We start from the raw sequence: 12485 nt of genomic DNA on the forward strand, positions 1-12485 counted from the left end.
CCTTAAAGGAGCTTATCGAGAATAAATGGCCGTTCGGGTGTTGGCTGTACCTTCCCCTCTGTCGAGCGCAGATTACGCTGTTCTTTCGGCGTGCTCGGCGGATCAATATCGCCTTTGCGGCCGCATCCGGAAACAGCAAGGCCGACAGCAAGCGTGACGACGACGGGAACGATGAAATTGCGCAAGGTTTTTGAAAGCATGGGCCTGTCCAAAGGAAATCTCTGCATTCCTGATAGCGAAAAACAGGGCGCTTGTGCACCCTGTTTCTTGTGATGCCGACGTAACGTCGGATTGATCAGTTTTTCGCCCGCCACCAGGCGATCTGTTTGCGCACTTCCGACGGCGCCGTTCCGCCGAAGCTGGTTCGACTTGCGACCGATGCCTCTACGGACAGAACGTCGAAAATGCCCGCTGTTATCGCCGGATTGATCGACTGCAGTTCCTCCAGCGAAAGATCACTCAGGTCGCAGCCTTTCTGTTCAGCGAGCGCAACGGCGTGACCCGTGACATGGTGGGCATCACGGAAGGGCAGGCCTGCTTCACGCACCAGCCAATCGGCCAGATCTGTGGCCGTCGAATAACCGGACCCGGCAGCTTCACGCATCTTATCGGCGCGTACGTCCAGATCACGCACCATGCCCGTCATGGCGGCGATCGCGAGTTCCAGGCTTTCGGCGGAATCGAAGACCTGTTCCTTGTCTTCCTGCATATCCTTGGAGTAGGCGAGCGGCAGACCCTTCATGATGGTGAGAAGGGCAATCAGCGAACCATTGATCCGGCCCGTCTTGGCGCGCACCAGTTCCGCGGCATCCGGGTTTTTCTTCTGCGGCATGATGGAGGAGCCGGTTGAAAAAGCATCGGACAGGCGGATGAAGCCGAACTGCGGCGTCGACCAGATGACGATTTCTTCAGCCAGACGTGAAAGATGCGTCGCGCAGATCGACGCGATCGACAGGAATTCCAGCGCAAAATCGCGGTCGGATACCGTGTCGATGGAATTGCGTGTGGGCTCGCGAAAACCCAACGCCTTCGCTGTCATGTGGCGATCGATCGGATAGCCCGTGCCAGCGAGAGCTGCTGCACCAATCGGGCTTTCGTCCATATGTTCGATGGCGTGGCGAACGCGGGCGCGGTCACGACCGATCATTTCGACATAGGCCATGCAATGATGGCCGAAGGTGACGGGCTGGGCCGTTTGCAGATGAGTGAAGCCCGGCATGACCGTATCAGCGTGTTCTTCGGCGCGGTCGAGAAAGGCTGTGATCAGAGCCGTCAGCATAGCCTCGGTTTTCTGCAGTTCTTCCTTCACCCAAAGGCGAAAGTCGAGAGCCACCTGATCGTTGCGCGAACGCGCCGTGTGAAGACGTCCGGCCGCTGGACCAATAAGGTCGGCCAGGCGCGCCTCGATGTTCATGTGGATGTCCTCAAGCTTGCGGGAGAACTGAAACGATCCGGCTTCGATCTCTGACTGAATCGTGTTCAGGCCGTGAATGATCTTGTCTTTATCTTCTCCGGAAATAATGCCCTTTGCAGCCAGCATGGTGGCATGCGCTATTGAGCCGCGGATGTCCTGCGCATAAAGCTTCTTGTCGAAGCCGATGGACGCATTTATCTCTTCCATGATGGCGGAGGGACCGGAAGCAAAACGTCCGCCCCACATCTGGTTGGAGGATTTCTGTTCGGTGCCATCAGCCATGTTTTGCCTGCCCTGGAGTATTCAATGACAGAAAAAAGGCCTTTCAGGCTCCCTTCCGCCAAACTTGTTGCAATTGCTGCCGTTGCCGGCATCGTCTGCGGCGCGGGCGTGATGATGTTCAGGCTTATTGGGTCTGAAGGTCAGGTTCAAGGGCAAGTCGCAGCGCAATCGGGTTTATGTGAGGGTGCGGCAAAGCGGATCGCGTCTTTGAAACCGTTTTTGAAGGGTCAGGTCGCGGCCATGTCGGCTGCCGAGCGCCCGCGTGTCATCCCCTTGTCCTTCAAGGGGCCTGATGGTGCGGCGATGACGGAAGGCGACCTCAAAGGCAAGACGGTTCTTCTCAACCTGTGGGCCACATGGTGCGTGCCGTGTCGGGAAGAAATGCCCGCGCTCAACGCGCTCGAAAAGGAAAAAGGTGCCGGCAATTTCGAGGTTGTGACGATCAACATCGATGCGGGTGAGGATGAAAAGCCCAAGGCCTTCATGAGTGAATACGGCATCGATTCCCTCAAGCTGTATCGCGACAGTTCGATGGGCGTCTTCAACGCGTTGAAAAAGGAAGGCCTCGCATTCGGCCTTCCCGCAACCTTGCTCATCGATGATCAGGGTTGCTTGCTTGGGTCCATGAACGGTCCGGCAGCGTGGGACAGTGAGGATGCCAAGGCTCTGGCGGAATTTGCCAAGGCAAAATGACGTTTTGACGTTTACCGCGTCGGGACTGGTGTCTCGCCACGGTAATCGTAGAAACCGCGACCGGACTTGCGGCCAAGCCAACCGGCTTCGACATATTTCACGAGAAGCGGGCAGGGGCGATATTTGCTGTCGGCCAAGCCATCATGCAGCACCTGCATGATCGACAGACACGTGTCGAGGCCGATAAAGTCCGCCAGTTGCAGCGGCCCCATTGGGTGGTTTGCGCCGAGCTTCATGGCGGTATCGATGGCTTCAACTGAACCTACGCCTTCGTAAAGCGTGTAGATCGCTTCGTTGATCATCGGTAAAAGAATGCGGTTTACGATGAAAGCCGGGAAATCTTCGGCAACGGTGATCGCCTTGTCCAGCGAGCGCACGAAATTCTTGGCGGTCTCGAACGTCTGCTCGCCGGTCGCGATGCCGCGCACGAGCTCAACCAGCTTCATCACCGGAACCGGATTCATGAAGTGGATGCCCATGAACTGTTCCGGACGGTCGGTGGCAGATGCAAGGCGGGTGATGGATAGCGAGGATGTGTTTGTTGCCAGAAGCGCTTCGGGCTTCAGAACAGGGCAAATCTGCGCATAGATCTTGCGCTTGGTTTCTTCGTGCTCGGTGGCGGCTTCGATGACGAGGTCCATCGCTGCGAGGTCGTTGACGTCTGAGGAGCCACCGATCAATGAGAGTGCCGTCTTTCGCTCTTCATCCTGCATCTTGCCATTGCTGACCTGGCGGGCCAGGTTGCCGTTTATGGTGGCAAGGCCGGCTTCGATACGATCCTTGGCCAGATCGTAGATGTGCACCTTGTAACCAGCCAGCGCCGAAACATGCGCGATGCCGCATCCCATCTGACCGGCGCCAATAATACCGACATTCTTGATAGGGGCGGCCATAATGTGGTTCTCCTGTAGGGCATGTTTTGAGCGCTCAGGCTCTGTATTGATGTTACGCATATTGTCGAAAAACAAAAGCGGCGCGTTTGAAAAACGCGCCGCTTCCAAGTTGAGAAAGGATCACAGTGCTTTTTCAAGCTCTGGCAGAGCATCGAAAAGGTCAGCCACGAGGCCATAATCGGCAACCTGAAAGATCGGCGCTTCCTCGTCCTTGTTGATGGCGACGATGACCTTGCTATCCTTCATTCCAGCCAAGTGCTGGATGGCACCGGAAATTCCAGCCGCGATGTAGAGCTGAGGTGCGACGACCTTTCCAGTCTGACCAACCTGCCAGTCGTTCGGTGCGTAACCTGCATCGACGGCAGCACGCGAAGCGCCAACGGCTGCACCCAGCTTGTCTGCCACGGGCAGCAGAACTTCCTTGAACTTTTCAGACGAACCAAGCGCACGGCCACCTGAGATGATAATCTTTGCCGATGTCAGTTCCGGACGGTCGGATGATGCCAACGCGTCCGATACGAAGTTGGACACGCCGGGGTTTTCAGCAGCGGAAACAGCTTCGACAGACGCGGAGCCCCCAGCTTCTGCCGGTGCAAAGGTCGATGTGCGAACGGTGATGACCTTTTTCGCGTCGCTGGCCTGAACCGTCTGAATGGCGTTGCCGGCATAAATTGGACGCTTGAAGGTATCAGGGGAAATCACCTCCACGATTTCGGAAACCTGAGCGACATCCAGGAAAGCGGCCACGCGTGGCAGAACGTTCTTGGCCGATGCCGTGGCAGGCGCGATGATGACATCGTAGGACTGGGCAAGCGAAACGATCAGCGCTGCGAGTGGCTCGGCAAGCTGGTTGGCATAGGACGCATCGTCGGCAAACAGGACTTTTGAGACACCGGAAAGCTTCGCTGCCTCATCGGCAGCGGCCTTTGCGTTGGAGCCGGCGACGAGAACGGTGACGTCGCCACCGATCTGGGTTGCCGCCGTCAGCGTCTTTGCCGTCTGGTCTGAAAGGGTTGCGTTGTCGTGTTCTGCCAGAAGAAGAGTGGCCATGGTAATATCTCCCTTTCGCGTTTCTTAGATGACGCCGTCAGCTTTGAGCTTCGATACGAGTTCGGCAACGGAGCCGACCTTGATACCTGCCTTGCGACCCGCGGGTTCCTCGGTCTTCAAGACCTTGAGGCGCGGCGCGGTATCGACGCCGAAATCGGCAGGCGTCTTCTTATCAAGGGGCTTTTTCTTGGCCTTCATGATGTTGGGCAAGGATGCGTAGCGGGGTTCGTTGAGACGCAGGTCGGTGGTGACGACTGCGGGAAGCTTCAGTTCCACCGTCTGCAAACCACCATCGACTTCGCGCGTCACGGCGACCTTGCCATCCGAAGGTTCGACCTTGGAAGCGAACGTGCCCTGGCCCCAGCCAAGAAGCGCTGCCAGCATCTGGCCGGTCTGGTTGCTGTCGTCATCGATCGCCTGCTTGCCGACGATCACCAGGCCCGGAGCTTCCGCTTCGACGACACCCTTGAGAAGCTTTGCGACAGCCAGAGGCTCGACGGCTTCGTCTGTCTCGATCAGGATGGCGCGATCGGCACCCATGGCCAATGCCGTGCGCAGTGTTTCTTCCGCCTTGGCGGGTCCGATGGAAACGACGATAACCTCTTCGGCCTTGCCCGCCTCCCTCAAACGAAGGGCTTCCTCGACGGAAATTTCGTCAAACGGGTTCATCGACATTTTGACGTTGGCAAGCTCGACGCCTGAGCCATCCGCCTTGACGCGGATCTTGACGTTGTAGTCCACAACACGCTTCACTGGCACAAGGATTTTCATCGATAACCTTCCTTCAACTCCTGACCCTAAAGCGAAACGCTGAACGGTCCTCCTGATAATCAAGTTGCGACATGGATACGCATTTTTCCGGTAACTTCAACGGAGCAATGCTCATGATCGCATGCGCTTCGGGGATATCTTACGTTAACGTGAACGTAAATATCAATCCTTGTTGCAATCTTCACCTGATACCTTCGAAAGGTCGTTCCGTTTGCGACACGGCAGTCTGCGGCCCTTGATTTTTATATTGGACCGCGCGGGGTGTGACGATGGTGCGATCAAACAGCGGGACGCCGGGCCTTCTGAGGACTAGCACCAGAACAACGCCCGCAATGATGCCGCCCACATGCGCACCCCACGACACACGATCCTGCATGCCGAACAGGAACATGAAGAATTGCTGTCCAATCCATAATGCCAGCGGAATGAAAGCGGGCAGGGGAATGGGAATGCGCATGAAGACCAGGATCCACACGCGGACTTTCGGGTGCAGCAGAAGATATGCGGCCACGACACCTGAGACCGCACCCGACGCGCCGATCAGCGGACCCTGTGAAGACGGCGCGACAACTCCGTGAAACAGCGCGCCGGCTGCCGCGCAGGCAAAGTAGAACAACAAAAAGCGCAGATGGCCGAACGCATCTTCCACATTATCTCCGAAAACCCACAGAAACAGCATGTTAGAGGCGAGATGCCAAAAGCCCAGATGCATGAAGGCGTAGCTGAAGACCGTCATCTGATCAGGGATGAACTGAAGTGCTGGATCGAGCTGGGCATAATCGAACACGACCGCGGGAATGAAACCGAGACCGAGAATGGCGGCATCCCCCGCCTCGCTGCTGAAGAGAACGCCCACCAGCAACCAGACGAGAATGTTGACCGCTATCAGCGACACGGTGACATATTGCAGTTTGATGTGCTTGAGCGAATTCGCATCGTGCAGGGGAATGAACATGCGAAAACGCCCTTGCTGCAGATTAGCGGTTCTGCCCTGGAACCCACAAGATGTCAGGCGCATCCGAATTCGTCGCGTCGTTGGCAAACCGTGCCGCCACGAATAGGAAGTCTGAGAGCCGATTGATATATTTCAACGCGGCACTGCTAACGGTCTCGCCTTCCATCTTTGACAGTTCGACCATCTGGCGCTCCGCGCGCCGCGATATGGTCCGGGCAAGGTGCAGATAGGCAGCAGCCGGTGTGCCGCCGGGAATAACGAATGATTTCAGGGGCGTGAGATCGGCGTTCAGCGCGTCGATTTCGTTTTCAAGGCGCGTCACCTGTGCATCCACAATCCTCAGGGGTTCGTAGGACAGGACTTCGCCTGTGTGCGGCGTTGCCAGATCAGCGCCCAGATCGAACAGATCGTTTTGGGCACGAAACAACATGGTATCGAGTTCTGTCAGGCCTGATGTGTGAAGGCGCGCAACACCGATGGCGGAATTGGTTTCATCAACTGTGCCGTAACTTTCAACGCGCAGATCGTGTTTCACCCGTCTCGGTCCAGAAACGAGGGCGGTCGTGCCGTCGTCGCCAGTGCGGGTATAAATCTTGTTCAGCTTGACCATTGTATGCCTTTAAAACTCCTAGCGTCCGCCGCCCGTCAGCCACAGCACAAACATAATGAGGATGATCGCTATGGCCTGTAAAAGAAGACGCAACTGCATCAGCTTGTTGGATTTGTTTCCATCCGTGCCTTTGAGCATGTTGAAGAGCCCGCGTATCAGCACGAGCACCACCAGCCCCATCACGATGACCGCAAGAACCGTTGCGAAACTGGACATGCTCTAACCCTCCCGAAAATGCCGCGTATCTTTGTGTGCGTTGTAGCTGATCGGATCGTGTCTGCGCTAGTCGAACTTGCGCAACAAACGGTAAAACAATCCACTCGGCAAAAGCCGCTTTAAAATCATGGCCTGCCTGGCAGGGGTGGTGACAAGGTAGTGCGGTTTCGGGTGTGGCGCCGTCAAGGCGTGCTTGAGTTCTGCATAGACGGCATCCGGACCCAGCTTGTGCTTGTTTGCCGGTCCGCCGCCCTCCAGCCTGGCAAGTTGTCGCTTGTAGTCCTGCGCGTGTGCGGAGTTTTCGAGGTCAATATTGCCTTTGATATGAGCCAGAGCGGTTGCCGTAAATTTCGAGGCAATGGGGCCGGGCTCGATCAGGCTGACATGAATGCCGCTGCCCTGCAGTTCCATACGCAAGGTGATCCCCAAACCCTCCAGCGCAAATTTCGATGCCGTATAGGCACCCCGGTATCGGTAGGGCACGAGACCGAGAATGGACGAGCAATGAACGATACGCCCATGCCCACGCTGGCGCATGAAGGGAATGACGCGGCAAGTGAGATCGTGCCAGCCAAATACGTTGGTTTCGAATTGCTGGCGCAACACACCAACCGAGAGGTCTTCGACGGCGCCGGGTTGACCATATGCGCCATTGTTGAACAGGGCATCGATCCGACCGCCGGTTCTGGCGGCAACCGCATCCACCAAAGCGGCGATCGTGTCCGGCTTGGTGTAGTCCATCAATAATGTTTCGATGCCTTGCTGTTCCAGTGCCGGGACATCTTCGGCCCGCCGCACCGTTGCAAAGACCCGCCAACCATCCTGGTGAAGCGCACCGGCGCAATGCGCGCCAATACCAGACGAGCAGCCGGTGATAATGATGACCGGTTTTTCAAGCATGGAAAGTCTTTCCTAAGATCGGGCATCGTATAATGAGCACAGTCGAATTCGGTCGCGCGCAATTCTTCTTGGACGCTGTGGAACCTGGGCATGGTCTCACGCGCTGTACAAGCGGTACTCGGCTTCCCATATCTTGACGTGGGTTACAAATGAAATGTCGATTGAGGAGGTGACATGGTTGCCGCACTGGACATCGTCCGCAAAGTCGCCTTGGATGCCTATTTTCATTTTGCCGAAGATGATGGCTGGGCCATGGCCAGTCACGTGGCGCTGTCGATTTTGCTTGCCTTGTTTCCTTTTCTGATTTTCGGAACGGCGCTTGCCGGTTTCCTTGGTGCCGACCAATTTGCCGAAACGGCGGTCCATATCATTTTCGATACGTGGCCAGCCGCCATTGCAGCACCGCTCGCCGCCCAAGTGCAGCAGGTTCTGACCATTCCACGCGGTGGATTGTTGACGATTTCGGTTCTGGCTGCTGCCTACTTCGCATCCAACGGCGTCGAAGCCATCAGAATTTCCCTCAACCGGGCCTATCGGGTCAGCGAAACCCGCTGGTGGTATGTCACACGGCTGCTCAGCCTTTTTTACGTTATCATCGCGGTGACGATCTTTACCGTTATCAGCATCGTGCTCGTTGCCGTCCCTGTCGCTCTCTCCTTTGCGGAAACGCGCTTTCCCTTGCTCAAGGGCTTTCTGGAAACGGTCTCCAATCTCGGCCTCTACGGAACGATCATCGTTCTGGCGGTCGGACTTGCCGCTGCGCATCTTTGGCTACCCGCGGGACGCCGCCGGATATGGGACGTGCTTCCCGGTATCGTCCTCACTTTGCTCTTCTGGATCATTGGCGCTGCGATATTCGCCTACTACCTAGCGACCTTCGCCAATTATGCTGCGACCTATGCCGGTCTGGCATCCGTCATGATCGTCCTGGTTTTCCTCTATATGGTGGGCGTCATCTTCATGCTGGGCGCAGAGGTGAACGCAGCACTGATGAAGTACCGCATAAGGCACATCATCAAGGCGGGCATTCACAATGGCAGCCTGAGGGAAGCGCTAGATGCCGAGGAGGCCGCGGACATCTGAGGGCAAGATGCCGTCATCCCGCATAGCATTCAAGGACGGACTGCCTATGCTCTTCGAGAGTTTTCTTCTCTGGTCATCCAGTATGAGTCGATGGTGATGATATTCCGGCGCCGGCAATGTCAGCAATTCCTGCAGCACCCGGTGAACAGACGTCGCATGAAACAGGTCCATGCCACGAACGACGTGCGAAATATCTTGCAACGCGTCGTCCACAACGACCGAAAGGTGGTAGCTCGATGCGGCATCGGATCGCGAGAGGATCACATCGCCCCACGCCGCAGGGTCAGCAACGATAACAGTGTTCGAGCCGCGCCGCGTTTCGATCCACGAAAGCGGATGTCGAAGCCGTGCCATCGCCTTGTCCATGTCCAGACGCCAGGCATGTCTTGTGCCAGAGGACAGGAGGGCCGCAATGTCCTCCCTCGATCTCCGTTTGTCGAGCGGTGGGTACAGTGGGGCTGCATCGGGATCGCGCGGCCAGAGTTCCCCATTAGCTTCACGACTTTTCACATAAGCCTTTACGTCGCTGCGGCTCATGAACGAGGGATAGACCAGTTCCATCTCAACCAGTTTTTCCAGCGCCTCACGATACCCATCGAAATGCTCCGACTGTCTCCGAACAGGGGTCTCCCACGTCAGACCAAGCCATGTGAGATCTTCATAAATGCTTTGCTCCAGTTCAGGCGTGCAGCGCGTCCGGTCGATATCCTCGATGCGCAGCAAGAACCGTCCGCCATTTGCGTGCGCCATATCATGATTGAGGATGGCAGAAAGCGCATGGCCGAGATGAAGCCGCCCGTTGGGGCTTGGCGCGAAGCGAAAAACCGGCTTTTGACGTGAAAGCAAAGACATGGTTTCTTCTGCCATGGTTTCCGTTGCTTCGCCAAGACGAAGTCAGGGTCTTGGGGTGCGATGGTAAACATCATTCGAAATGTCGCTGATATCGAGGAGGGCTTAGCTGCCCTTGTGCGGATAGACGCTCGCCTCGCAGAGATTGCCCGTCAGGCAGGACCGCTGCCATTGCGGTTGAGTGAGCCGGGCTTTGCGGGGCTGGCCCACATCATTGTTTCCCAGGTCGTCTCGCGCGCCAGCGCCAACGCCATATGGCAGAGGATTGGTGACGCCGTTGGCGATGTCACGGCGCAAACCTATCTGGCGGTCGCGACGCCAGAGGTTCCGCAATTTGGCCTTTCGCGCGCCAAGGCCAGAACATTGCATCACGTAGCCGTGGCCATTGTCGAGGGAAGGCTGGACCTCGATGCCTTGAATACTCTCGATGAAGCCAAAGCTTTTGCCCAATTGATGACGCTGAAGGGCGTCGGTCCATGGACAGCGCAGGTCTATCTGATGTTTTGCTGCGGATATGCTGATATCTTTCCGCACGGAGATGTCGCTTTGCAGGCGGCTGTGGCGCGGGCTTTCCACATGCAGACCCGCCCGAGCGCGAAATCGCTGGGTGAAATCGCCTGCCAATGGGCGCCATGGCGATCCGTTGCGGCACGACTTTTCTGGTCTTACTATGCGTCCGTGACCCGTCGGGACGCCGTTCCAATCGCCTGAAATTAGCCTTTCTTTCAGCGCTTCATTTATGGGCTTCACAATCCTGTAACAACCGACCTAATATACAAGATGTAGATGCAGAATCGGTCAGGAGACGCCCTTGACGATTGCCGTTTCACCACAGGCCTTGCCCGCGCTCGTTTTGAACGCTGACTACCGGCCACTGAGTTATTATCCCTTGTCGTTGTGGTCCTGGCAGGACGCGATCAAGGCAGTGTTTCTTGACCGTGTGAACATCATCGCGGAATATGATCATGCGGTGTGTTCGCCCAGCTTCTCCATGAGACTGCCGAGTGTCGTCAGCCTCAAGACCTATGTGCAGCCCACACGAAATCCCGCCTTCACGCGCTTCAACGTGTTCTTGCGGGATAAATTCGAGTGCCAATATTGCGGCTCACACGATGATCTGACGTTCGATCACGTCATTCCGCGAGCCCATGGTGGTGAAACCACGTGGCTGAACGTCGTTGCGGCCTGCTCGCCGTGCAATTTGCGAAAAGGCAGCAAGCTGCCAAAAATTGCCGGCATGATCCCTCACCAGAAGCCCTTTCAGCCAACGGTGCAGGACCTGCACAACAACGGTCGCTCCTTTCCACCCAATTATCTGCACGAAAGCTGGATGGATTATCTCTATTGGGATACCGAGTTGCAGCCTTGATCGCTGGCTCAGGCTTGTCTTCGGCTGGCGCCGAAGAACGCGATGCCGGCTAACACGATGCTGGCAATCACGTTCCAGCCAGCGAACGACAATCCAAGAACCCGAAGCGCCGCATCATTGCACGATGGTGGTTTGATGGCGTTGAGGTCGCCCAGCAAACTTCCGGCATTGGTGGTGATGGATGGAGAGCCCGTGGCGCAGGTGACGGGACCTGGCCAGAAGCCCCATTCCACGCCGGAATGATAAATGCCGAGACCGGCACCAATCAGCATGGCAAGTCCCACAAGAATCAGTGCGGATCGCACGATCCAGACCGGCAATTTAAAAAGGCTGGCAGCAATGGCCAGGATTCCGACGGGAATGGCGTAATAATAGGGGTCACGCTGCAACAGGCAGAGCGCGCAAGGTGTATAGCCGCCGATGTGCTGGAAGCCGAGCGCCGAGCCCACGGTGAAAATCATGCCTGCCGTCACGAGGACGGCTGACGTGCGGCGGCTCTTCTCGGCGGAAACTGAACGTGCCATGATCTTTCCTTAACATTCGACGCGGGATTTCAAAGCACCTGATCAGGTGGAAAACAAGGCGGGAGGCAGCCTTTAAAACATGCCACGCAAAAGCCTCTAATCCAGTCTGGTCGCGCTTGCAAATCCTTCATTGGGGACCGACATATCTGTGACAAACAAAGTTTTGTGAAATTGAAATTTTACAAAAATCGGTTGACGTCATGCTGCCGGTTCGTATAGTCCGCCGCATACCAAGGAACAAGATTCCAGAGTTGCCCCTTTGGCGGAATTGGTAGACGCGCCTGACTCAAAATCAGGTTCCGCGAGGAGTGCTGGTTCGATTCCGGCAAGGGGCACCAAAAACATCATTGTAAATCAAATACATGATGCGTTTTCAATAGGTTAAACTTCCATCTGCTAAAGCGAACTGCTACAGCGAGGCATGGAAGACGTGACAATTTACCCTTGGTTGACCCTCAGAAATCGCACATATTATTTGCGCGCACCCGTGCCAGCGGACATCCGTAAGTCGCTCGGTAAAGATCAAATCTGGAAATCTTTGGGCACACAGGACCGGCGTCAGGCAGTCGAAAAGCTGCGGATAGAAAGCGCTGCGGTAAAAAAAATTTTCTACAATGAACGTCGGAGACAGGCAGGCCTCAACGAACCTCCGCTGGAAGAGTTGTCCGAAGCTCAGATCAAGATTGTTGGAGACATCTATTTCGCGCACCTACTGGACGAGGATGAAGAGCGGTGGTTGAGTGGCTTTGAAGGCGACGATTTCGACAGTGCAGCATCTGACCTAGTTGTTCAGTCCCGGCATTTGATGGATCGGATTTAGGATGAAACGATTTGGCTCGATTGTCCATCGTTTGCAGATGAACTCGTATGGCGTGA

Annotated in this window: 16 protein-coding genes and 1 tRNA gene; 6 read left to right on the plus strand and 11 right to left on the minus strand. The window is 56.1% G+C overall.

Annotated features, from left to right (window positions below; genetic code table 11):
- Nucleotides 1-2 precede the first annotated feature (2 nt).
- Nucleotides 3-314, minus strand: coding sequence for an LPS translocon maturation chaperone LptM (gene lptM / locus GGQ73_RS23400; protein WP_252094061.1), 312 nt, complete (start codon nucleotides 312-314; stop codon nucleotides 3-5).
- A complete protein-coding gene (gene argH / locus GGQ73_RS20100) occupies nucleotides 296-1696 on the minus strand; it encodes an argininosuccinate lyase (RefSeq protein WP_183897603.1) in 1401 nt (466 codons plus the stop codon). The genes lptM and argH overlap by 19 nt, the downstream gene beginning before the upstream one ends.
- 24 nt (nucleotides 1697-1720) lie before the next feature.
- Between argH and tlpA the strand changes: the two genes are divergently transcribed.
- A complete protein-coding gene (gene tlpA / locus GGQ73_RS20105; protein ID WP_174155626.1) occupies nucleotides 1721-2389 on the plus strand; it encodes a thiol:disulfide interchange protein TlpA in 669 nt (222 codons plus the stop codon).
- A gap of 11 nt (nucleotides 2390-2400) precedes the next feature.
- Here the strand turns inward: tlpA and GGQ73_RS20110 are convergent, their stop codons facing one another.
- From GGQ73_RS20110 to GGQ73_RS20140, 7 genes are all read right to left on the minus strand, one after another.
- The gene (locus tag GGQ73_RS20110; RefSeq protein ID WP_183897604.1) at nucleotides 2401-3282 is read right to left on the minus strand and encodes a 3-hydroxybutyryl-CoA dehydrogenase; all 882 of its coding nucleotides are present in this window, start codon (nucleotides 3280-3282) and stop codon (nucleotides 2401-2403) included.
- A gap of 120 nt (nucleotides 3283-3402) precedes the next feature.
- On the minus strand, nucleotides 3403-4332 hold the full coding sequence (locus GGQ73_RS20115) for an electron transfer flavoprotein subunit alpha/FixB family protein (protein WP_183897605.1): 930 nt from the start codon (nucleotides 4330-4332) through the stop codon (nucleotides 3403-3405).
- Nucleotides 4333-4356: 24 nt separating this feature from the next.
- Entirely contained in the window at nucleotides 4357-5103 is a 747-nt protein-coding gene (locus GGQ73_RS20120; protein WP_183897606.1) for an electron transfer flavoprotein subunit beta/FixA family protein, read from the minus strand.
- 181 nt (nucleotides 5104-5284) lie between these two features.
- On the minus strand, nucleotides 5285-6058 hold the full coding sequence (locus GGQ73_RS20125; RefSeq protein WP_183897607.1) for a rhomboid family intramembrane serine protease: 774 nt from the start codon (nucleotides 6056-6058) through the stop codon (nucleotides 5285-5287).
- A gap of 22 nt (nucleotides 6059-6080) precedes the next feature.
- The gene (locus GGQ73_RS20130) at nucleotides 6081-6668 is read right to left on the minus strand and encodes a cob(I)yrinic acid a,c-diamide adenosyltransferase (protein WP_183897608.1); all 588 of its coding nucleotides are present in this window, start codon (nucleotides 6666-6668) and stop codon (nucleotides 6081-6083) included.
- Nucleotides 6669-6686: 18 nt separating this feature from the next.
- Nucleotides 6687-6884 (minus strand): twin transmembrane helix small protein, encoded by a 198-nt coding sequence (locus GGQ73_RS20135; protein ID WP_174155620.1) that lies wholly within the window; start codon nucleotides 6882-6884, stop codon nucleotides 6687-6689.
- Between the two features lie 66 nt (nucleotides 6885-6950).
- Entirely contained in the window at nucleotides 6951-7784 is an 834-nt protein-coding gene (locus GGQ73_RS20140; RefSeq protein WP_183897609.1) for an SDR family oxidoreductase, read from the minus strand.
- Between the two features lie 174 nt (nucleotides 7785-7958).
- Between GGQ73_RS20140 and GGQ73_RS20145 the strand changes: the two genes are divergently transcribed.
- On the plus strand, nucleotides 7959-8867 hold the full coding sequence (locus GGQ73_RS20145; RefSeq protein ID WP_183897610.1) for a YihY/virulence factor BrkB family protein: 909 nt from the start codon (nucleotides 7959-7961) through the stop codon (nucleotides 8865-8867).
- Here the strand turns inward: GGQ73_RS20145 and gluQRS are convergent.
- Nucleotides 8838-9734, minus strand: coding sequence for a tRNA glutamyl-Q(34) synthetase GluQRS (gene gluQRS, locus GGQ73_RS20150; RefSeq protein ID WP_183897611.1), 897 nt, complete (start codon nucleotides 9732-9734; stop codon nucleotides 8838-8840). The genes GGQ73_RS20145 and gluQRS overlap by 30 nt on opposite strands.
- Nucleotides 9735-9779: 45 nt before the next feature.
- On the opposite strand from gluQRS, the gene GGQ73_RS20155 reads away from it, so the two are divergent.
- Nucleotides 9780-10427, plus strand: a complete 648-nt coding sequence (locus GGQ73_RS20155) for a DNA-3-methyladenine glycosylase family protein (protein ID WP_183897612.1) — start codon at nucleotides 9780-9782, stop codon at nucleotides 10425-10427.
- 100 nt (nucleotides 10428-10527) lie between these two features.
- Nucleotides 10528-11085: an HNH endonuclease gene (locus tag GGQ73_RS20160; RefSeq protein WP_174155615.1), complete on the plus strand. Its 558-nt coding sequence runs from the start codon at nucleotides 10528-10530 to the stop codon at nucleotides 11083-11085.
- Nucleotides 11086-11093: 8 nt separating this feature from the next.
- On the opposite strand, the gene GGQ73_RS20165 is transcribed toward GGQ73_RS20160, so the two are convergent.
- Nucleotides 11094-11609 (minus strand): disulfide bond formation protein B, encoded by a 516-nt coding sequence (locus tag GGQ73_RS20165; RefSeq protein ID WP_183897613.1) that lies wholly within the window; start codon nucleotides 11607-11609, stop codon nucleotides 11094-11096.
- 253 nt (nucleotides 11610-11862) lie between these two features.
- Between GGQ73_RS20165 and GGQ73_RS20170 the strand changes: the two genes are divergently transcribed.
- Both GGQ73_RS20170 and GGQ73_RS20175 read left to right on the plus strand, forming a co-directional pair.
- Nucleotides 11863-11947, plus strand: a tRNA-Leu gene (locus GGQ73_RS20170).
- Nucleotides 11948-12030: 83 nt separating this feature from the next.
- Nucleotides 12031-12429: a DUF6538 domain-containing protein gene (locus tag GGQ73_RS20175; protein ID WP_183897620.1), complete on the plus strand. Its 399-nt coding sequence runs from the start codon at nucleotides 12031-12033 to the stop codon at nucleotides 12427-12429.
- Nucleotides 12430-12485 lie beyond the last annotated feature (56 nt).

This window comes from Rhizobium skierniewicense (genome assembly GCF_014196515.1).
Classification (GTDB): domain Bacteria; phylum Pseudomonadota; class Alphaproteobacteria; order Rhizobiales; family Rhizobiaceae; genus Agrobacterium; species Agrobacterium skierniewicense.

Bases quoted from the DNA above. Each gene is read 5' to 3' on its own strand.
- GGQ73_RS20175 (WP_183897620.1), top strand. From the start codon at position 12,031: ATGGAAGACGTGACAATTTACCCTTGGTTGACCCTCAGAAATCGCACA.
- GGQ73_RS20115 (WP_183897605.1), bottom strand. From the start codon at position 4,332: ATGGCCACTCTTCTTCTGGCAGAACACGACAACGCAACCCTTTCAGAC.
- GGQ73_RS20145 (WP_183897610.1), top strand. From the start codon at position 7,959: ATGGTTGCCGCACTGGACATCGTCCGCAAAGTCGCCTTGGATGCCTAT.
- gluQRS (WP_183897611.1), bottom strand. From the start codon at position 9,734: ATGGCAGAAGAAACCATGTCTTTGCTTTCACGTCAAAAGCCGGTTTTT.
- GGQ73_RS20125 (WP_183897607.1), bottom strand. From the start codon at position 6,058: ATGTTCATTCCCCTGCACGATGCGAATTCGCTCAAGCACATCAAACTG.
- GGQ73_RS20120 (WP_183897606.1), bottom strand. From the start codon at position 5,103: ATGAAAATCCTTGTGCCAGTGAAGCGTGTTGTGGACTACAACGTCAAG.
- GGQ73_RS20130 (WP_183897608.1), bottom strand. From the start codon at position 6,668: ATGGTCAAGCTGAACAAGATTTATACCCGCACTGGCGACGACGGCACG.
- argH (WP_183897603.1), bottom strand. From the start codon at position 1,696: ATGGCTGATGGCACCGAACAGAAATCCTCCAACCAGATGTGGGGCGGA.
- GGQ73_RS20135 (WP_174155620.1), bottom strand. From the start codon at position 6,884: ATGTCCAGTTTCGCAACGGTTCTTGCGGTCATCGTGATGGGGCTGGTG.
- GGQ73_RS20155 (WP_183897612.1), top strand. From the start codon at position 9,780: ATGGTAAACATCATTCGAAATGTCGCTGATATCGAGGAGGGCTTAGCT.
- tlpA (WP_174155626.1), top strand. From the start codon at position 1,721: ATGACAGAAAAAAGGCCTTTCAGGCTCCCTTCCGCCAAACTTGTTGCA.
- GGQ73_RS20110 (WP_183897604.1), bottom strand. From the start codon at position 3,282: ATGGCCGCCCCTATCAAGAATGTCGGTATTATTGGCGCCGGTCAGATG.
- GGQ73_RS20140 (WP_183897609.1), bottom strand. From the start codon at position 7,784: ATGCTTGAAAAACCGGTCATCATTATCACCGGCTGCTCGTCTGGTATT.
- GGQ73_RS20165 (WP_183897613.1), bottom strand. From the start codon at position 11,609: ATGGCACGTTCAGTTTCCGCCGAGAAGAGCCGCCGCACGTCAGCCGTC.